At 39.6% G+C, this 19,015-nt stretch carries 20 protein-coding genes and 1 pseudogene; 14 read left to right on the top strand and 7 right to left on the bottom strand.

All coding sequences use genetic code 11. The features are described from left to right. Window positions 1-261 precede the first annotated feature (261 nt). Complete coding sequence (locus ACZ42C_RS02005; protein WP_461180994.1) at window positions 262-3,018, top strand: UPF0182 family membrane protein; 2,757 nt, start codon at window positions 262-264, stop codon at window positions 3,016-3,018. Window positions 3,019-3,421: 403 nt separating this feature from the next. Beyond that, a complete protein-coding gene (locus tag ACZ42C_RS02010) occupies window positions 3,422-4,015 on the top strand; it encodes a hypothetical protein (protein WP_461180953.1) in 594 nt (197 codons plus the stop codon). Window positions 4,016-4,238: 223 nt separating this feature from the next. Here the strand turns inward: ACZ42C_RS02010 and ACZ42C_RS02015 are convergent. Together ACZ42C_RS02015 and ACZ42C_RS02020 are read right to left on the bottom strand one after the other, a co-directional pair. Further along, window positions 4,239-4,310 (bottom strand): annotated as a pseudogene (locus tag ACZ42C_RS02015) (YjcZ family sporulation protein); the annotation flags it as partial. Between the two features lie 161 nt (window positions 4,311-4,471). Beyond that, the gene (locus tag ACZ42C_RS02020) at window positions 4,472-4,579 is read right to left on the bottom strand and encodes a YjcZ family sporulation protein (protein WP_461180952.1); all 108 of its coding nucleotides are present in this window, start codon (window positions 4,577-4,579) and stop codon (window positions 4,472-4,474) included. 288 nt (window positions 4,580-4,867) lie between these two features. Between ACZ42C_RS02020 and ACZ42C_RS02025 the strand changes: the two genes are divergently transcribed. After that, window positions 4,868-5,125 carry a hypothetical protein gene (locus ACZ42C_RS02025; RefSeq protein WP_461180951.1) on the top strand — a complete coding sequence of 86 codons (258 nt, stop codon included), beginning with the start codon at window positions 4,868-4,870 and terminating at the stop codon, window positions 5,123-5,125. Window positions 5,126-5,209: 84 nt separating this feature from the next. Here the strand turns inward: ACZ42C_RS02025 and ACZ42C_RS02030 are convergent, their stop codons facing one another. After that, complete coding sequence (locus tag ACZ42C_RS02030; RefSeq protein WP_461180950.1) at window positions 5,210-6,007, bottom strand: DUF2268 domain-containing putative Zn-dependent protease; 798 nt, start codon at window positions 6,005-6,007, stop codon at window positions 5,210-5,212. Window positions 6,008-6,136: 129 nt separating this feature from the next. Between ACZ42C_RS02030 and ACZ42C_RS02035 the strand changes: the two genes are divergently transcribed. Together ACZ42C_RS02035 and ACZ42C_RS02040 are read left to right on the top strand one after the other, a co-directional pair. Further along, on the top strand, window positions 6,137-6,592 hold the full coding sequence (locus tag ACZ42C_RS02035; RefSeq protein ID WP_461180949.1) for a GNAT family N-acetyltransferase: 456 nt from the start codon (window positions 6,137-6,139) through the stop codon (window positions 6,590-6,592). A gap of 64 nt (window positions 6,593-6,656) precedes the next feature. Beyond that, a complete protein-coding gene (locus ACZ42C_RS02040) occupies window positions 6,657-6,785 on the top strand; it encodes a hypothetical protein (RefSeq protein ID WP_461180948.1) in 129 nt (42 codons plus the stop codon). Window positions 6,786-6,905: 120 nt separating this feature from the next. On the opposite strand, the gene ACZ42C_RS02045 is transcribed toward ACZ42C_RS02040, so the two are convergent. Further along, window positions 6,906-7,076, bottom strand: coding sequence for a hypothetical protein (locus ACZ42C_RS02045; protein WP_461180947.1), 171 nt, complete (start codon window positions 7,074-7,076; stop codon window positions 6,906-6,908). Window positions 7,077-7,293: 217 nt separating this feature from the next. Between ACZ42C_RS02045 and ACZ42C_RS02050 the strand changes: the two genes are divergently transcribed. The 3 genes from ACZ42C_RS02050 to ACZ42C_RS02060 all read left to right on the top strand — a co-directional run bounded on the left by ACZ42C_RS02050 (window position 7,294) and on the right by ACZ42C_RS02060 (window position 11,518). After that, window positions 7,294-7,731 carry a CBS domain-containing protein gene (locus tag ACZ42C_RS02050; RefSeq protein ID WP_461180946.1) on the top strand — a complete coding sequence of 146 codons (438 nt, stop codon included), beginning with the start codon at window positions 7,294-7,296 and terminating at the stop codon, window positions 7,729-7,731. Window positions 7,732-8,007: 276 nt separating this feature from the next. After that, window positions 8,008-9,186 carry a cation:proton antiporter gene (locus tag ACZ42C_RS02055; RefSeq protein WP_461180945.1) on the top strand — a complete coding sequence of 393 codons (1,179 nt, stop codon included), beginning with the start codon at window positions 8,008-8,010 and terminating at the stop codon, window positions 9,184-9,186. A 169-nt stretch (window positions 9,187-9,355) separates the two neighbouring features. Further along, on the top strand, window positions 9,356-11,518 hold the full coding sequence (locus ACZ42C_RS02060) for a type IA DNA topoisomerase (protein ID WP_461180944.1): 2,163 nt from the start codon (window positions 9,356-9,358) through the stop codon (window positions 11,516-11,518). A gap of 39 nt (window positions 11,519-11,557) precedes the next feature. Here ACZ42C_RS02060 and uraA read toward each other — a convergent pair whose 3' ends face one another. Both uraA and ACZ42C_RS02070 read right to left on the bottom strand, forming a co-directional pair. Further along, window positions 11,558-12,841, bottom strand: coding sequence for a uracil permease (gene uraA, locus ACZ42C_RS02065; RefSeq protein ID WP_461180943.1), 1,284 nt, complete (start codon window positions 12,839-12,841; stop codon window positions 11,558-11,560). Window positions 12,842-13,109: 268 nt separating this feature from the next. Continuing rightward, window positions 13,110-13,607 carry a class I adenylate-forming enzyme family protein gene (locus ACZ42C_RS02070; RefSeq protein WP_461180942.1) on the bottom strand — a complete coding sequence of 166 codons (498 nt, stop codon included), beginning with the start codon at window positions 13,605-13,607 and terminating at the stop codon, window positions 13,110-13,112. A 239-nt stretch (window positions 13,608-13,846) separates the two neighbouring features. On the opposite strand from ACZ42C_RS02070, the gene ACZ42C_RS02075 reads away from it, so the two are divergent. The 6 genes from ACZ42C_RS02075 to ACZ42C_RS02100 all read left to right on the top strand — a co-directional run bounded on the left by ACZ42C_RS02075 (window position 13,847) and on the right by ACZ42C_RS02100 (window position 18,556). Continuing rightward, window positions 13,847-14,038, top strand: coding sequence for a hypothetical protein (locus ACZ42C_RS02075; protein WP_461180941.1), 192 nt, complete (start codon window positions 13,847-13,849; stop codon window positions 14,036-14,038). Between the two features lie 168 nt (window positions 14,039-14,206). After that, window positions 14,207-14,917, top strand: coding sequence for a hypothetical protein (locus ACZ42C_RS02080; RefSeq protein WP_461180940.1), 711 nt, complete (start codon window positions 14,207-14,209; stop codon window positions 14,915-14,917). 18 nt (window positions 14,918-14,935) lie between these two features. Beyond that, the gene (locus ACZ42C_RS02085; protein WP_461180939.1) at window positions 14,936-15,643 is read left to right on the top strand and encodes an SDR family oxidoreductase; all 708 of its coding nucleotides are present in this window, start codon (window positions 14,936-14,938) and stop codon (window positions 15,641-15,643) included. A 185-nt stretch (window positions 15,644-15,828) separates the two neighbouring features. Beyond that, entirely contained in the window at window positions 15,829-17,043 is a 1,215-nt protein-coding gene (locus ACZ42C_RS02090; protein ID WP_461180938.1) for an NAD(P)/FAD-dependent oxidoreductase, read from the top strand. A 328-nt stretch (window positions 17,044-17,371) separates the two neighbouring features. Next, the gene (locus tag ACZ42C_RS02095; protein ID WP_461180937.1) at window positions 17,372-17,626 is read left to right on the top strand and encodes a hypothetical protein; all 255 of its coding nucleotides are present in this window, start codon (window positions 17,372-17,374) and stop codon (window positions 17,624-17,626) included. 69 nt (window positions 17,627-17,695) lie between these two features. Then, on the top strand, window positions 17,696-18,556 hold the full coding sequence (locus ACZ42C_RS02100) for a VanW family protein (protein ID WP_461180936.1): 861 nt from the start codon (window positions 17,696-17,698) through the stop codon (window positions 18,554-18,556). A 1-nt stretch (window position 18,557) separates the two neighbouring features. Here the strand turns inward: ACZ42C_RS02100 and ACZ42C_RS02105 are convergent, their stop codons facing one another. Beyond that, window positions 18,558-18,911 (bottom strand): thiol-disulfide oxidoreductase DCC family protein, encoded by a 354-nt coding sequence (locus ACZ42C_RS02105; protein WP_461180935.1) that lies wholly within the window; start codon window positions 18,909-18,911, stop codon window positions 18,558-18,560. Window positions 18,912-19,015 lie beyond the last annotated feature (104 nt).

Genomic DNA, 19,015 nt, shown 5'->3' on the forward strand with positions numbered 1-19,015 from the left:
AAATCTAATACAATATATTTAAGGAGAGAAAAAATGGTTCTTCGTTAGTGGTGAAACAACGGAAAAATTAGAGTCAGACCCTTCAGTCTGAGTCTGCCTGCAACTTTTCAAAGATGTTGGGAATTAAAATTATTTTTATGAAACTAATTTCCTTTAAAAATCGTATACTTATGAAAAGAAAGTAGGCGGAAAATTTGTTATGATAGAATAGGAGTTAAGTAAGTTAGAAACTTAGGGGGTACACCATTGGATTTTTACGAAATGAGTGAAGAGCAAAAACAGGCATGGAAGAAGCGGGGAAACCGTATAGGTATCATTATCGGTATTGTTCTGCTTTTATTGATACTGGGAATTACGGCCTTCAATTGGGTTATTGATTATATCTGGATGGATCATCTTGGCTTCGAAGCTGTATTTACGACAATCCTTGGCAGTAAAGTTATGCTTGGAGTTATTGGGTTTTTACTATTTTCCATACTGATGTATATTACCCTTTCCTGGATACGCAGGTCATACATTGGGCATTTAAGCAAACAGCAGCTTCCTACGATTATTACGAGCAGGAAACAAAGCATACCAGCTATGCTGGGAATTTCAGCGCTGGTTGGTTTAGTCGGAAGCAGCATCATTCAGGGAGTTGGCTGGGAACCATTGTTAAAGTTATTAAACCATGCGACATTCGGTGAAACGGATCCATACTTTAACATGGATATTTCATTTTATTTATTTGTCCTCCCATTTTTACAGTTTATTGTTTATGTTTTATTAGGGCTGGCCATCTTTTTCGTGGCTATAGAAATTGCTGCTTATTCAGTATTTCATATGTACCGGATGAGCAGATCCGCCCAGTTGCATATGGGGGTTACACTCAGTTTTATTGGAATTCTGCTGGCGGGTTTGCATGTGCTGGCGCCATATGGAACATTGTTGACAAACAATGTAAATGTATTCCAAAACAGTGTGGTGCATGGGTTAAGCTATACAGACGATCTGATTAACATTCCAGCAGCTTATGTATTAGCCGGAGCAGCCATTTTAGGAACGATTTGGGTGATCATTTCTCTTGTGAAAGGGAAATTAACTGCCATGGCAATCCCTGCCGTAGCGTATGTGATCCTGTTAATTGCTGCCCAGGGCGCTTCTGTTGCCGTTCAGCAATTTATGGTCAGTCCGAATGAAATTTCCCGTGAAGAACCATATTTGCAGCATAACCTTGACTTTACGAGAGCGGCTTATGATTTGGATAAAATTACGGAAGAACAGCACCCTGCCGAACTTTCACTGGATGCAGAGATGATTGAGCGGAATGAACTTACGATAGATAATGTCAGAATAAATGATGCAAGACCTCTGCTTGACATTTATAATCAACTGCAGACTTTCCGTACGTATTATGAATTTAATGATATTGATATTGACAGGTATGAAATTGATGGTGAATATCAGCAAGTCTTTATTGCAGCCCGTGAATTAAGTACACAGGATTTACCCGAGCAGGCGCATACATGGGTTAACCGCACACTTCGTTATACCCATGGCTATGGCGTTGCAATGAGTCATGTAAATGAGGTTACTGCACAGGGTCAGCCGCAGTATTTGCTGAACAATATTCCGCCACAGGGTGCAATGGATATTACTCGTCCCCAGATATATTATGGGGAACAGGATGACTATGAAAATGTAATTGTAAATACGGAAGTAGATGAATTTGATTATCCATCGGGCGAAGAGAACATAACATACCGATATGAAGAAGATGTAGGCATTCCAATGACGTTCTTGAACAGACTACTTTTCGCCATTAATCAAGGATCTTTCCGTATGCTGGTTTCAGATCAGGTTCATTCGGAAAGCTTATTGATGGAAACGCGAAATATTATGGACAGAGTACAAAGAATTGCTCCGTTTTTCGAATATGACAGTGATCCATATATTTTTGTCAGAGATGATGGGTCTCTTGCCTGGATGATGGATGCTTATTTAACTGGTGAACGTTATCCTTATGCGGAACCACATCAGGGTCAGCAAAATTATATAAGGAATTCAGTAAAAGTTGTTGTTGATGCATATACCGGGGAAGTGGATTTCTATCCGGTTGACCCGGAAGATCCATTATTCCAAACGTATGAAAACATCTTCCCTGATTTATTTACAGAAGAAATACCGGAAGACATACAGGCACAATTTCGCTATCCGGAAAGATTGTTTACAATTCAGGCGTCTATGTACGGTACCTATCATATGACTAACCTGGAAGTATTCTATAATAGGGAAGATAACTGGGAATTCCCAACCGAGAGATACTTCAATGAAGATATTGAAATGGAACCGTATTACATTACAATGAGTCTGCCTGAGTATGAGGAAGAAGAATTTATTTTAATGATGCCTTATACCCCGAGAAACCGGCAAAATATGGTTGCTTGGATGGGCGTACGTAATGACGGCGAACATTATGGTGAAATGTTCGTTCATCGCTTTCCACAACAACGGAATGTATACGGGCCACAGCAGATTGAGAACAGGATTAATCAGGACTCCCGCATTTCCCAGGAGCTGAATCTCTGGTCGCAGGGTGGTTCAGAAGTGATCCGCGGTAACCTATTAACCATTCCTATTGAAGATACTGTTATGTATGTGGAGCCGGTATATATTGAATCCTCCAATCAGACATCATTGCCTGAAGTGCAGCAAATCATTATTGCTTACGAGGATGAGATTGTTATGGCCGATACATTCGATGAGGCTTTGGAGCAGATTCTTTCCTTAGTGGATCCGGATTTTGAAACGGATGTAGAAATTCCGGAAGAACCGGTAGATCCGCCGGATATGACTGATCCGGAAGAGGATATGGAAGACCCAACTGACCCGACAGATCCTTTACAGGGTGCTGATGAAATTTTAACGGAAATCTCCGACTTATTTGAGGAATATCAAGATGCTATATCAAATGGAGATTGGGAAGAATCCGGCAGAATCATGTCTGAGATAGAAGCCCGTTTAAATCAGGTGCAATAAAATAAAAAGCGTTCCAGAAATGTATATCGGCCCCCGAAAGTTAGAGTAGATAATATAACTTTCGGGGGTGTTTTTATTATTTGTTAACAGAGATTCAGACAGTAAGATAGTTTTGGACTTGAAAAATTGACAATTATTCGAATTTTATTTTGAAAAATCATTTTAATTCCGATATAATAGAATATTATAAAAGGAAAGATGCATTTATTGGAATGCCCGGGTGCTACTTGTTCTTACTACAAATACTCCAACCAATCAGACGATTATCCCGGACCGTTTTCTCTAATTAATGATAGTTTTCAGCCAGTTGGAAGAAAGTCATCAAAGGAAATTTAGACAAATGAGGATATGTACCATTACGGATCTTGATAAATTAAAATAAACGGGAAAAGGGTGGAATAGGATGGAAACAAATAATTTGGCAGAGAAAAAAGTACAGCGAATTGGAAAAAAGTTAATTTCTGAATCCGCAATTTATACTTCTATCTACAAAAGCCTGGGTGTGAAAGGAAAGTTCAATCAGTCGGTGAACCCTGGCTATATTCAAAAACATACAGTGGAAAAGGATCTGATTTATCACCCGTTTTGGATTGCCAAAAATTTAGTGATTGCGGAGCGGCCGCCATTTCCGTCCAAAAAAATGCCAAACATTATTTTTGTCGATGCGGTTTCCGGATACCGAGGATTATTTTCGACCATACCACCGGTTGCCGAAGAGGAGGTAGAGCCGACAGCTTTGATTCCACTGCGAATTAATAATAAGGAAGATGTAAATAAATATATAAAAAATGTACAGGAAAAACAAATAAATCGATCCTATATTTTAAAAAAGCCGGTTCATGAAGTAAAGGAAGTGTCCCTGGTTTATTTACCGATATGGAAGGTGAAAGTAAAGGCTGCTGAAATTAATGACACATTCTATATTAATGGAAATACGGGAGAGTCTGAAAAGTTTATGAGTGAACGGTGGAAAAGCGGGAATGATTTACTGCAATAACCCAAGAGGTTCATGTGCTGAGGCTGTACTGCAATCCAAAAAGGATGTAGAACAGCCTCTAGTTGTGAAACGTTAATCAGTTTTCGTATCCCTATAAAGGACACCGTATCAAAAAGAGCAGGGAATTCCCCCTGCCCAGTATATCTTCACGACTTAAAAGAGTGGTCACGTATTTGAAGAGAAAGTATTCTATAGCTGTTATGGTAACAGCACACTGTACTTCTTATAACCAGGCCGCACCAACGATAATAAGAAGAATAAACAATACTACGATCAAGGCAAATCCTCTACCGGCGCCAAATCCTGCTCCGCCAACCGGAGCACCATATCCGGCACCACATGCTCCAGCTCCATAACCTGCACCTGCGAATGGACCTCCGAAGCCGCCATGCCCATAACCTGGCCCATAACCGAATCCCATATACAACCTCCTAAATAATCATTTTTGAGTATAACCTAGTAAAATCCTACATAAGAAGCGCCTACGATAATAAGCAGAATGAATAATACAACAATAAAGGCGAAACCTCCGCCATAGCCAACTCCTGCTGCTGGTGCACCCATCAATAACACCTCCCTATCCATCTAACATCAATATATGGTAAACACCCGATAAGGGGAATGGATACATACCCAGAAATAAGAAATTGGGCCTTTTATTTACAATGAATTAACTGGACTTAGCTCATTTTAGCCGTACTGACATGGTTGCGATCATACAGAACGGATCTTGAAGAACGTATTAACTGAAGAATAAACAATAATTCTTGCTCTTTTCATTATAATTGTCCATTGCACCTGGTTGGGTGTATTCATACACTGTTGTAACTGCAAGGATTTGGAGGTGATTGTATGTCAGTTGCACATTTCCATGGACTTTGCCACAAATATAAAGGCAGAGCTGTTGAGATCAGAATGAAAGATGGGAGAGTTCACAGAGGAATTATCCAACACGTTGACAATTCAAGAGTATATTTACAACCCCTTGGCGGAGCTGGCGGTTTAGGCGGCTTTGGTTGGGGATGGGGCTGGGGAATCGGAGGCTTCGGCATTGGATTGGCTCTTGGCGGCATCCTCGGATTGGCCTTAATACCCGGCTTTTGGATTTAAAATAAATAAAAAGCTAATTAGAGACAGAGACTGGAAGGCTCACCTTATCTGTCTCTAATTTCCCTTATAAAAGCTGAAGAACGGTTAATTGAATAGCTGTTTCCCTGAGTCCAATTGGGCTATCTCTTCTGAAGATAAAGACATCAGATCTTTTGAATTCAGCTTGTTTTCTTTAACATACTGTTGAACAAGATAGTAACCAACACTGTACCCGAGCATTTTTGGGTTTAGGCGAAAACCATATAGTAAATTTTGGTGACGCCGATCCGATTTGGGAATACTGCTGTTTGGAAGCAATTTTGTTTTCCACCATTTTTCAAGCATGTCATCCGGGTAATATTTGCACCACTTTGCCACATGCTCTTCCCCCATCTTTTCATGAACAGCCTGTTCAGCCAGCCCTTCCAATATAATGGAGTCCAGAAGCACATAATCCTGTTCTTTTTTGTTATATTTTCTTAACCTGCATACATGATTATATTCATGTATGAGCAGTGCTTTTGTTTCATCCCTGGAAGTCTCATCAGATATAAACAAAAAAAGTTTATCCGCAAACGCAAGTCCGGATTTTCCGTTATTTTCCTTTTTTAATTCTCGATTAGTGGAAGAAGGAAAAATAAAAATAGGAATGTCCGGTCCATTCCAATTATTTTTTAAATGCGTAAATTCCTTATCGACATAACTCCATACTTTTTTCCGTTGCCAGTGCTGAATAAGCTGTTTTCCATTCTTTAATGGTATTTGATACATCCCGTTAACCATTAAATGATGGTAAATGTCAGCACTATCAACCCCTGGAAACAAACTCTCCATTTTATCACAAATTTTTATTGGATCGTTGTGATCATCCAATAGCCACATATCTGTGGAAATAACTCCCATTGGCCTTCTCCTTATTTTATTATTTATTAGTTAGCCTATGTTTTTTCAGGGAAGCTGTTCATTCATCGGAGTAACTTATATAAATTGCTTTCCATAAACTATTACATCATGGAAAGGCGGAGGGAGAATATGGTGATAAGAAAAGCTACAATGGAAGAGACGGATAAAATATTGGGGCATGCACTCACCGTGATGAAGGAAGCAAGTATGGGATTTGTTATTCCCAAGAAAGCAAAAGCGATTCAATTTGCGGAAAGTTTTTTGGCAAATGGTGGCTATTATCTCGTTTATAATGAAGATGAAATAATAAAGGGATGGATAGGATTAAGCAATGTCGTGGATTATAATACCGATGAGCCGATCGGATTTCTATCGGAGCTTTATATTCTCCCAAAGTGGCGTAAGCGGGGAATAGGTGAAAAACTGTTATGTGAAGCACTTTTGCATTTAAAAGAACTGGGATATGCGAGGGTGCAATTGAATGTGTATGCAGGAAATAAAGCAAGAAACTTATACGAAAAATATGGATTTAGGGATGTTTCTACGATTATGCAAATGGACTTGAATGAATCAGTTTGGTATTAATAATGAAACCCCGGTTGTTTGGACAACCTAATTTTGAAAAGAAATCTTGGCAGGAGGTGAGCTTATGGAAAACAAAGAGAAATCCAAACAAGGCCGGGAAAAGAGCAGGCTGAACAACCCGGGCCAAACAGCTAAAAAAGTGAAATCGGAAAAACTCCGTTATAAAAATGCAGATTCCATTTATAATATATAAAAGTAATATAAAGTGAAGAAGCATATTGCTCTTCACTTTTAATATTGATTTTGCAGCTCTTTTAAATGCAGCGTAGTATTTATCATAAAGCTTCTTCAGCAAATAAACCCGGTTAAAAGGCTATCCATTACGTTCCTCATGTTCATCATATGTAAGGCGGATTACACGAGTCGACTCGCCACTTTTTATTTCCTGTTCATTTGCTTTCTCTCCGAATGAATCGTCCGGGTCTATCCCCGGCGCCTCCGCATTGGTAACTTCCTGTTCTTTTTTCTTTTTATTAAACCTCAAAGAGACCCCTCCAATCTTTACTTTTCATTGTTCCCATTCATTTAAACAGGATGCATAATTATGAAGGAAAATTATACCACTTAAGAAAGGGTGAAATGAGGGTTCGCATTTTAAGCATGCTATCCCTTCCAGGAAAATTAAATCCTTGGCTGCAAAAAAATACCGTTCATATTTGAGTGAACTACAGCCAACCTATAACTGAAAAGGAGGTTTTTATATGGGTCAACAATTACGAAATCTTATGACATCAGAGGTTTATACAGTAAATGAATCGCAATCTGTCCAGGAAGCTGCAGCGTTAATGAGCGAATATAATATTGGTTCATTGCCTGTGGTAAATAACAACGGTGAAATGGTGGGGATCATTACAGATCGCGATATTACCCTTCGCTCCACAGCACAGGGAGAAGCCGCACAGACAAATGTTTCAGAAGTTATGACAGCTCAACAGGTAGTTCAGGGTTCACCTGAAATGGATGTGGAAGAAGCAGCACAATTAATGTCTCAACAGCAAATCCGACGTTTGCCAGTTGTAGAAAATGGACAGGTTATTGGCGTGGTTGCACTGGGGGACATGGCAGTGGACAGTCAGTATGATGATGAGGCAGAAGAGGCATTAAGCAGTATTTCAACGCCTTCAGCTCCACAAAAATAACTGTGTAATCACATTGTCTATAATCGTAAAATTTGTTGTAGTATTAAATAACTTCCTTCTTTAGATAGACAGACTGTTTCGGTAAATGTCCGGAGCAGTCTGTCTGCTTTTATTCGGAATACTGAAATGACTTGTGTTCCGTTTAATCTTTTTCTTTTATGGGTAGCTAAGAGAATACTGATGATGATACTCGCTTTTCTTATCAAGTAATTACCACTTTCCAATGTATGTGGATTATTCTGTTGAAAATAATCAGGGGGAAGGAGAGTTTATTCGTTGGACAGTTATCAACTGCTTTTAATGTTAACCATTGGTTATATTGTTTATTCCATTGATAAAAGACAGGAATTTTTCCCCGTGCCGGTGATTCTGCTTATACTGGGACTGGTTCTCTCCTTTGTTCCATATTTCGAAAATATAGCCATTAGCCAAGATATGTTGTTTTTTGTATTTCTACCTTCTGTTCTATTCGTTTCTGCATATCAATTTCCCGTGGATATATTACGTAAAGATAAATGGATTATTGGGTGTTTGGGAACATTAGGAGTTCTGTTAAATGTCTTCGTTCTGGGGGCCGCTATTTTTACAGTCGGAAACCTTTTCATGGAGCTCTCTTTTATTGGCTCATTACTTGTTGCCTCCATACTGGCTCCAACTGATCCCGTGTCTGTTGTTTCTATTCTCAAAAAATCATTAAACAATGAGAAAATAGCTGACATTGTGGAAGGTGAGTCTCTGTTAAATGATGGAACAAGTATTGTTTTATTTACTGTTCTGTTGGGGATGTCAATCAATCAAACCAACTTTGCTCCCATGCTGATCCTGGGCGAGTTTCTAGCTGTTTCCCTCGGCGGAACCATTATTGGACTAATTTTCGGCTGGGTCATGAGTAAAGCTGTTTCTTATTCAACCAACAGGCAGTACCAGGTGATGCTAAGTATTATTGTGGCTTATGGCAGTTTTTATTTGGGAGAACTGTTTGGTGTTTCAGGAGTGTTGGCAACAGTTGCTGCAGGAATGATGCTGTCCTTTGAATTTGGAAGAAATATTAAAGATGAAGAACATTTTCACCGGGCACTCGACGGCTTCTGGGAAGTTGTAGAGCCAAGTGTACTATCCATTATGTTTCTTCTCATTGGTATTTTGGCAATGGATTATCTCTTCATATCGGAATGGCTGCTTATTATAATTATATTTGTCTTGTCTTTGCTGGCAAGGTTTATTGTACTAAACGGCATTACCCAGTCCATCCCAACCTGGAAACGTGAATTTTCCATAAAAGATGTTGGAATTCTCTCATTTTCCGGAATCAAAGGTGCCGTCTCGGTAGTACTCCTTTTAGGACTGGAAGCAACAGCACAAAATGCCGATCCACTCGTGTCATTGGCATTCGGGACTGTTATTTTATCACTCATTATCCAAAGTATTGGCATATACCCCCTGTCAAAACTGTAAAAACAGGGACGGTTTTCCCATTTGTTTTACGAAGCATTCAGATCAATGAAAGGCGAGAACCGTTCCCATGTTTCATGCTCCAAGTTGTGGTAAAATATATGAAACTTCTTTTTTTCTTCTTTTTTTCCTTCCGTATTCTTTCCATTAATAAAGAAAAAGGTGATGTTGAATGAAGTTAATACTTGCCGAAAAACCTTCCGTTGCAAAAAATATTGCGGATGCTTTAAAGATTAAAACAAAGAAAGATGGTTATTATGAAGGGACAAGCTACATAATAACCTGGGCTTTTGGACATTTAGTTGAGCTGTATGATGCAAAGGATTATGACAGTAAAATGTCCCGCTGGAAAATGGATCACTTTCCCTTTATCCCGCAGGAATTTAAATACAAAGTAAAAAGCAATCCGAGGGACAGGAAACAAACCGACCCGGGTGCCCGGAAGCAGCTGAAAATCATCCAGCAGTTAATGAAAAGGCCGGATGTGGAGGCAATAATTTCTGCCTGTGATTATGACAGAGAAGGGCAATTGATCGGGGACAGCATTATTTACCGGGGCGGCAGGCAAAGCAAACCGGTCTATCGGCTGCTTCTCAATGAATGGACGCCTGCAGAGGTTAAACACGGACTGGAATCCATTCAGCCGAACCGGACCATGAAATCATTAAGAGACTCGGGCATCGGCAGACAATGGGCGGATTGGGTGATCGGGATTAATCTCACCTCCGTTGCGACATTAAAATATCAGAAAGGAAAGGGAAAGGCATTAAATATCGGCCGGGTCCTTCTGCCAACCCTGAAAATCATTTATGACAGGGATACGGAGATAGAAAAATTTGTGCCCGAAGATTATTTCAAACTGAGTGCAAGATTCCGAACAAGAGATCAAAAAGAGTATGAAGGGATCTACACGACAGGAAAACAAGAAAAATTTAAGAAGAAGGAAACGCTGGAAGCAATTCAGGAAGCAATGAAACAAAAGCAAGCTTCCATTATTGGTAAACAAGTGGAGAAGAAGAAGGAGTTTCCGCCATTTCTCTTCAACCTTTCCAATTTGCAAGGATATATAACAAATAAATATAAAGGCTGGACATCGGATAAAGTATTAAAAACTGCTCAATCCCTGTATGAAAAAAAGCTGATTACATACCCGAGAACATCAAGCAGAGCCCTGGAAGAGAGTTTAACAGGAAAAATAGCCAATGTGCTGAAGACCCATGCTGCAGATTTGCCTTATAAAGATGAAATAAAGTTTGTAAAAACAAAAAGAGTGTTTAACAATGCAAAAGTCGAAAGCCACAGTGCCATAACACCAACTTATCTCAAACCGAAAAAACTTACGGGGGATGAACAGATCGTCTTTACTGCGATCAAGAATCGTTTTATTATGCAGTTCATGCCTATAGCGGAATTTGAAGAGACAAAACTGCAAACAAAAGTGGAAGGTTTGGACGGGCAGTTTGTTTCGAAAGGCAGGGTACAGCTCGCATCAGGGTGGAAAAAGGTAGAAAACATCCAATCTAAAGAAGCGATTTTGCCTTTTGTCCGGGAAAATGATGCTGTCAGTCTGATAGACTCCAAGATTTCATCCCATGTTACGAAACCGCCAAAACAGCATACGGAAAAAACATTACTACGTGTCATGGAAACCTGTGGTAAAGAGTATAAAGAAGAGGAAAAGGAAGAGGACCTTGAAAATATTCTGGCCGGTTTCAGTATTGGTACACCGGCAACCAGGGCAGAAACGATCAGGAAACTGAAAGAAGTTGGCTATATTGAAGCAAAAGGTAAAAACCTGGTATGCACAACACTGGGCAGAAAGCTAGTAGAAACCTTTCCGGTTAAAAACTTGTTTGACCTTGAATTTACCGGACGCCTGGAAAAATCTCTGTCCGATATTCAAAAAGGGACGGAAGGCAAAAATACTTTTCTTCAGCAGATATTTACATTTACCACTCAATCGGTGGAAAAAATAAAAGCGGATCAGCAGGGAATCATAAATGAAATTCCTTCAGGAGCTAACACAAAAGAAGTACTCGGTAAATGTCCTGCTTGTGGCAATGATGTGGTGGATGGTTACATTGGATTTTCCTGCAGGAATTGGAAAAAAAGCTGTGACTTTATTGTATGGAAAAATGACAAGTACTTGGCAGCATTAAGGAAAAAACCAAACAAAACAATGGTGAAACAGCTTCTGAAAAATAAAAAAGCGTATGTAAAAGGGCTGACAAGCAGAAAAGGAAAGAAGTTCAGTGCCTATTTGCGCTATGAAAAAAATAAGGATAATGGCTATTACAGCTGGGAAATGTCATTTAAAAATAAAACCGGACGTTAGTATCATAATAATAGACAACTAACGTCCGGATGCTACTCTTTATTCATTTGAAAGTTTTAATACATCAAGCAGCTTAAAGAATAAACCGAGAATAATCGCAACGACTGTAGCAAGTCCCATTCCGGTTAATTCCACGGTTCCCATCTGAATTGTTGCTCCACTGATTCCAATTACTAAAACAACACAAGTGAGAATCAGATTTTGCGACCGGCTATAATCCACATTTGCTTCTACGAGCATCCGAATTCCACTTGCTGCTATGATGCCGAACAGGAGCAGTGAAATACCGCCCATGACCGCAGTGGGGATGGAAGAAATCAGTGCGGCCAGTTTCCCGATAAAAGATAGAATAATGGCAATTACCGCTGCTCCACCAATAATCCAAGTGGAATACACTCTTGTAATCGCCAGTACTCCAATATTTTCACCATAAGTGGTATTTGGCGTGGAACCGACGAAACTGGAAATCATAGTGGAAATCCCGTTACCCATCAAAGACCGGTCCAGCCCGGGATCTTTTGCCAAATCCTTTTTCACAATGTTACTGGTAACAAATAAATGTCCAATGTGCTCTGGAATCAAAACTAAAGCAGCTGGCAGGATAACAAGAATGGCCGACCAGTCAATTTTCATCTGATAATATTCCGGCATGGAAAACCATGCAGCTTCTTCCACTGCAGTAAAGTCAACCAGGCCAAATGCAAAAGCAATGATATAACCGGCAACAATACCAATTAATATGGGAATGATTTTCAAAAATCCGCGCATGGTTACCCAGCAAATAATGGTGATTGACAGGGTCAATATGGCGACGGTAACTGTATTAGGGTCCATGGTCCAACCCGCTCCGGCTTCTTCGTCCGGAATTAAACCGGCCATTTCTGCAGCGACAGGCACAAGCTCAAGTCCAATAACTGCTACAATGGCCCCCATGGCTGCCGGAGGGAAAACGACATCAATCCAATCTGTCCCGGCAACCTTTACAATTAGACCAACCAGTGTCAAAACGATACCGACAATTAGAAATCCCCCGAGTGCGTAACTGTACCCTTCTGCTCCGGCGTATTGTCCGAGCACAACAAATACCGGTGAAATAAAGGCGAAGCTCGAGCCCAGATATGCAGGAATCTTTCCTTTTGTAATAAACAGGTATATTAAGGTTCCAACTCCATTCATTAATAGAATGGTTGCAGGGTTAACCCCGAACAGAATAGGAACTAAAACAGTAGAACCAAACATAGCGAATAAATGCTGAAAACTTAGTGGTAAACTTTGTAAAAAGGGTAAGCGTTCATCGACTTTAATTTCTGTGTACTTTGCCAATTTTTATCCTCCTCTTATACGTCATTTCATAAAGTTACCACTAAACAGGAAAAAACACCTTGCTTACAGGCAAGGTGTTTTCTTCAAAATAAAAATTAGCAAAAAGATGGACTGCTGTATTTTTATTCATGGCAGGCTTTGGCCTGCTTCACCTTGCCAGCCTCACGGGACTGGGTTAAAGGTAACCGTTATGAAATATTGTCTTCAATTATTATTACAGGTTGATGATGAACTGTCAACGTATATTTTTCGGAAATATTTTTGGTATCTATACTTTGAGCTGAGATTTTAATATTTTTCCGCTTGCTGTTTTCGGCAATTCCTCCAGGAACGTAATCGATTTGGGGCACTTGGCAGCATGCAGTTTCTTTAAGGAAAAATCAATCAGATCCTGTTCTGTTACATGTTGGTTCTTGTGCAAAACGACAAAAGCCTGGATAATTTCCCCTAATTCCTGATCCGGCACCGGAATGATTGCAGCTTCCTGCACAGCAGGGTGACTCAGCAACACGCTTTCCACTTCAAAGGTAGATATGGGGGTTTCGCTGGAAGTGATATCTTTTTTCGGTTCCACAACATGAATATGTCCATTTTCGTCCACTTTTCCCAATTCCCCGGTACGGACCCAGCCATCTACAGAATCTGCCAGTCCGCTCTTTTGATCAACTACTCCCTGACCTTTAACGACAATCTCTCCAACTTCCATCCCATTTTGTGCCACATCTTTCCCTTGTTTATTTACTACTCTAACTTCTGTCTGAGCCATGAAATTTCCCACCTTTATTAAAAATTACCTGATATTTTTTTATCTAATACGAAAATTATATCATATTTTACTGAAAGCGTTTCACTAAAAGTGTTTTTTTGTGTGATATTTCCCTTTTGCTGAAATAAGTATTTTGGCAATAAAAACGGCTGTACTGAGGTTAAACGCGGGATAAAGGCCGTTCCTTATCATCTATATGCTGCATTAATAAATATATAAGCTCTTAGGAGGTGTCATTATTGTTTAGACGGGCAAGACCAATTATGCTGCCGCCAAAATACGTGGCTTATGATCATAAAGTACCACGGGTACAGCCGTTTATTCAACCCGTTGTGCATGTAGATCGTTTTAATGTTGTCGATGTGCCAAAAACAATTCACAGGCCAATGAGAAAAAGAGTTGTTGTAGATCCAAGAGCCAGGTACTACTAGAAATTCTGCCACACTTTTTACGGTGTGGCATCTTTCTATTAGCAGAAATTGTCTTTAGCTTTTCCCAATCTATTAGAAGTTGAACGATAGAGTGGAAAGGTTTACAATATAGAAAGAGATAATTTACCAAAAATTCGTCAGTAACTTACATAAAGCAGGTGCAGGTTTATGAGGAATAAAAAGCTCCTGGTTATCAATATGCTCACTTTGTTTGCGTTTATAACAGTAGTTGGAGCAGGGATATACCAGCAGGAAACAGATAACATTAAATATGGGGAGTTTGCAGCAGAGGACCATGAAACAACAAAGAATGAAGTGGAAAAAAGAGATGAAATTATATTATCTCAACATAAAACTGAAAAAATTAATCCTTCCTCTATAGAAAGAAAATTAACGGCTGGTACGGTGTTACTGGAGAACCCTGACTGGTTGACAGTTATCACGCAAGAAGTGGAAGAAGAACCGGAAGATTCGGTGATGGAAGAAGAAAATGAAGTGTCGCTTGCATCAGGTGATGATAATTCATCGCAGGAGGACAATGAAAATGAAGGAAGTGCGGGGGATAATGGAAACAATAATGAAAATAATAATTATGATGCTTCCGGCTCCGGTAATAATAACTCTACATCAACGACAACTGATAAAGATAATCAAAAAGATAAGAAAGGAAATGATAGTGAAGAGAAAAATAGAGAAAATGACAGTGATGATGCAGACGGTGTAAACGGAGAAGGCACCGACGATAAAAAGAAGAGTGAAAGCGATAAAGAAGAAGGACAAGAAAAGGAACCTGATGATGACCAAGCGCGGGAGGAAGAAGAAGCGGGTAATGGAGATGATGATGACCCTGCAGATCAAAATATAGAAGGACAAGAGTAAGAAAAGGAGAGGGACCATTTGACAAAACTAACAGGTAAAACAGCAATTATAACAGGAGCCAGCAGTGGAATCGGGGCTGCCATTTCGAAACATTTGGCTGCAGAAGGAGTGAATGTGGTATTGGCAGCCAGAAGGAAGGAAAAACTGGATGCACTTAGAGATGAAATACATAGAAATGGGAAGGGCCGCGCTCTGACTGTTGTAACTGATATTTCTGTGCAATCCGAGGTGGAAAAGCTGGCACAAACATCAAAAGAAGCATTTGGACAAGTTGATATTTTAGTAAATAATGCCGGTCTGGTACTTTCTTCAAAAATTACGGATGGTGAAATGGAAGAATGGGAGCAAATGGTAGATGTGAACATCAAAGGGGTTTTGTATGGAACACATGCTGTATTGCCGGATATGATTAAACGGTCTTCCGGTCATATTGTAAATACAGCTTCTGTTTCAGGATTTGAAGTGACGAAAGCAAGTACGGTGTACAGCGCAACCAAATTTGCTGTCAGGGCGATTTCACAGGGTCTGGAAAAAGAGTTGGCACGCACAGGTGTCCGGGTTACGAATATTTCACCCGGAATGGTGGTAACAGAACGAAACTCCGAAGCTCTTGCTTCATACGACAGAAAACCACTGAGGACAGAGGACATTGCACGATCGGTTATTTATGCTGTTACCCAACCGGATTATGTGAATGTAAATGAAATAACGGTTCGACCAATTTAATCATTCGAGACGATATCCAAATATTTGACACCAAAAGTATTAAGTTCATTAGCCTATTTTTAAAAACTTTGATATGATTAGAATGTTATATTATAGTTAAAGTGCATCTAGGTATTTTTACTGGTATGATAGCTTATTTATTAGATCGCTTAATACTTAGACCATTTAAGAAAGGTGGAAGTTTTATGAGTTCAAACAGACCAAAAATAGTCATTCTTGGAGCGGGATATGCCGGTCTTACCACTGCCAGACGCCTGTCCAAACAATTAACGCCTGAACAGGCGGAAATCGTATTAGTCAACAAACATAATTATCACTATGAGTCCACATGGCTGCATGAGGTCGCTGCAGGGACGATTAATCCAAACCAGGCCCGTGTAATGATTAGTGATGTCATTAATCCAAACAGGGTTCGCCTTATTTATGATACAGTGACGGAAATCAAGAAGGACGAACAAACCGTTGTATTGGAAAACAGTGAACTTACCTATGATTACCTGGTAGTTGCGCTTGGTTTTGAATCCAATGACTTTGGCATTAAAGGAATGAGTGATCATGCCTTTGCCATTGAAGATATTGACTCCAGCCGTTTAATCAGCGAACATATTGAATATCAGTTTGCCAAATATAACAATGATGAGAATATGGAAGAGCATGACCTGAATATATTAGTTGGGGGAGCAGGTTTCACAGGTATCGAATTTGTTGGTGAACTCGCGGAAAAAGTACCCGAGCTTTGCAAGAAATATGACATAGAACGCAGTAAAGTACGAATTATTAACGTAGAAGCGGCACCTTCCATCTTACCTATGTTTGACAAGGACCTTGTCAGCTATGCAATGAAGTCGTTGGAAGACCGAGGAGTTGAATTCAGAATTGGTGCGCCCATCTCTGAATGTACACCGGAAGGATTTATTGTTGGGGAAGACAATGAATTAATTAAAGCAGGAACAGTTGTATGGACCGGCGGTGTCAAAGGGAGCTCCGTCCTTGGAAACTCCGGTTTTGAACTTGTGAAAGGAAAAGTGAACGTGGACAGTGACCTCCGGATGCAAGGTGAAGAAAACATTTTTGTTATTGGGGACTGCTCCTGGGTTTGGAACAAAGAAGCAGACCGCCCATACCCTCCAACCGCACAATTAGCTGTACAGGAAGCTGATGTAGTGGCAGCCAATCTGAAAGCCCTTCTTACAGGCGGGCCAATGACAGACTTTGTTTTTGATGATAAAGGAACGGTCGCTTCACTAGGTATAAACGATGGGATTGGAAATGTATTAAACGACTACAAGCTTTCCGGTAAACGTGCTGCAGCAATGAAAAAGGTAGTGGACAACCGTTCCCTGTATCTGATGGGAGGACCTAAACTGGTTCTGAAAAAAGGGAAATTCCGTCCATTCTAAAAGCACGGTCCCATTTTGGAAGACCTTTATTGCAACAGCTTATCTTCATTAAAATCGGGAGGTTAATCGTATGAAAAATAAAACGTTATGCAGTATTTTATTAGTAATTGCTTCATTTGTCGGGTATCGTCTTTTAAGTGATTACATGGAAGATACAAGAGATTTCCGATAAGAATCCGAGACCACCTAGCCAGCGTTAGGTGGTCTTTTTCCTCAGTAATTTAAAAGGTGAATAGTTGAAAAAATTAATCAATTTATTATCATAAAGTGTGTGTTAAAAAGCACACTATGCAGTGAATTCAGGCGCGCTTACTTTGGAGGGATAAATTTGAATACAGGACTCATTATCTTATTAATAATATTATTTGCTGCCGCATTGGGTGGAACATTTTACGCATTTAAACAAGAGGAAAATAAAATGAAAAAGTATGAAGAAGAAGGGGACACACCGCAGAATGAGATACAACGTTCCCTGGAGTATGAAAAAAGTTCCTTAAAATCCAATGTGCCCATTCAAGTTTGGATTTATTCCATATCCATCCTATTATCTTTATTAGCTTTTGCTCTTTATCTCATTAATTAATGTCGTTCCGGGAGAAATCCCGGTTATTTTTTTCTTTTTCTCCCATACTAAGATGGGAGGTGTCTAAAGATGAAATTATTATTTATCCTTCTTATATTTATCAATCCCACCTATGCAGCGGCGGAAATGGAGAGTGAACATGATTTACCGGAATTGCAAAAGGTTGAAATAGATCAATATTCCCTGCATCCTGTTGATTCTCTTTTTATAGATGAAACGAAGCTAAATCAATTAGTGGAGAATCTGGAGGATAAAATTTATACAGCACCTGAAAATGCAAGGATTAATAAACACGGTCAAATTATCGATGGCAAGCAGGGGATTATGTTGGATAAGGCCGAGTTCCACCAAACTTTCAGGGAAGTATTTTACAGTAAGCGGAAGGAACAAGTAGTTAAAATACCGGTTAAAGATGTCTATCCGAAAGTGGATCGTGGATTGCTGGAGGAGATTCGGACCAATAGACTGGGCAGCTATTCGACTTCTTATAATAAAAACAATAAAGAACGTTCATATAATATTTCTTTAGCAGCAGAAGCTATTAATAATCATGTTGTTTTCCCCGGAGAATCTTTTTCATTTAATGAGGTTGTCGGGGAACGAACAGAGGAAAAGGGATACAAGCGTGCCCCTGTTATTGTAAAAGGAGAACTGGAAGAAGATATAGGCGGGGGAATATGTCAGGTTTCTTCAACGCTTTTTAATGCAGTTGATTTGAAAGGAATTCAAGTCATTGAAAGGTATGCCCATTCCAAAAACGTTCCCTATGTCCCACCGGGAAAAGATGCTGCAGTCAGCTGGTGGGGGCCTGATTTTATATTTAAAAATATATACAATCAGCCAATATTAATTCGGTCTGCTGCAAAAGAAGGTAATTTGAATATTCATATTTACTCTTCAGATACAGTGGACTATTTTACAGGTGATTAGCTCATGATTTATTCATACGGCAAGTACCATTCGTACATTGGTCGACAGGAATGATTTTCCTGTTCCTGGCTATATATTGATACAATTTTTCCCCGAAACCGATCCATTTTACAGGATACATGAATAGGAGCAGAGGCCACATTATTGGAATTTGTTTTGTAATTTCAAGTATCGCATGATAACCCTGAAACCATTTGCCTTTATGGGAGACATGAAGGCTTTTTTCCATGGCTTCCGGATAAGATGGAAGATCACGAAAAGATTGGTACGTCAGTTTTTTCCCCCAATCTACTTTTTTCCAAAATGCTTTTGATCCCTTGCATATGGAGCAGTAGCCGTCATAATAAATAATCATTACACTGCACCTCCGTTCTTTTTTAATTATAACATACATACGTTCTGTTTTTACAGTCGACATGCATTTGCTTTTTGGGTGTTTATTATTTGGAAAATATGAAA

Source organism: Virgibacillus kimchii, assembly GCF_055379185.1.

Coding starts and splice junctions, on each gene's coding strand:
- ACZ42C_RS02040 (WP_461180948.1), top strand. CDS start 6,657: ATGGAAAACAAAGAGAAATCCAAACAAGGCCGGGAAAAGAGCAGGCTG.
- ACZ42C_RS02100 (WP_461180936.1), top strand. CDS start 17,696: ATGAAATTATTATTTATCCTTCTTATATTTATCAATCCCACCTATGCA.
- ACZ42C_RS02020 (WP_461180952.1), bottom strand. CDS start 4,579: ATGGGTGCACCAGCAGCAGGAGTTGGCTATGGCGGAGGTTTCGCCTTT.
- ACZ42C_RS02070 (WP_461180942.1), bottom strand. CDS start 13,607: ATGGCTCAGACAGAAGTTAGAGTAGTAAATAAACAAGGGAAAGATGTG.
- ACZ42C_RS02060 (WP_461180944.1), top strand. CDS start 9,356: ATGAAGTTAATACTTGCCGAAAAACCTTCCGTTGCAAAAAATATTGCG.
- ACZ42C_RS02090 (WP_461180938.1), top strand. CDS start 15,829: ATGAGTTCAAACAGACCAAAAATAGTCATTCTTGGAGCGGGATATGCC.
- ACZ42C_RS02005 (WP_461180994.1), top strand. CDS start 262: ATGAGTGAAGAGCAAAAACAGGCATGGAAGAAGCGGGGAAACCGTATA.
- ACZ42C_RS02050 (WP_461180946.1), top strand. CDS start 7,294: ATGGGTCAACAATTACGAAATCTTATGACATCAGAGGTTTATACAGTA.
- ACZ42C_RS02010 (WP_461180953.1), top strand. CDS start 3,422: ATGGAAACAAATAATTTGGCAGAGAAAAAAGTACAGCGAATTGGAAAA.
- ACZ42C_RS02030 (WP_461180950.1), bottom strand. CDS start 6,007: ATGGGAGTTATTTCCACAGATATGTGGCTATTGGATGATCACAACGAT.
- ACZ42C_RS02025 (WP_461180951.1), top strand. CDS start 4,868: ATGTCAGTTGCACATTTCCATGGACTTTGCCACAAATATAAAGGCAGA.
- ACZ42C_RS02080 (WP_461180940.1), top strand. CDS start 14,207: ATGAGGAATAAAAAGCTCCTGGTTATCAATATGCTCACTTTGTTTGCG.
- ACZ42C_RS02035 (WP_461180949.1), top strand. CDS start 6,137: ATGGTGATAAGAAAAGCTACAATGGAAGAGACGGATAAAATATTGGGG.
- ACZ42C_RS02105 (WP_461180935.1), bottom strand. CDS start 18,911: ATGATTATTTATTATGACGGCTACTGCTCCATATGCAAGGGATCAAAA.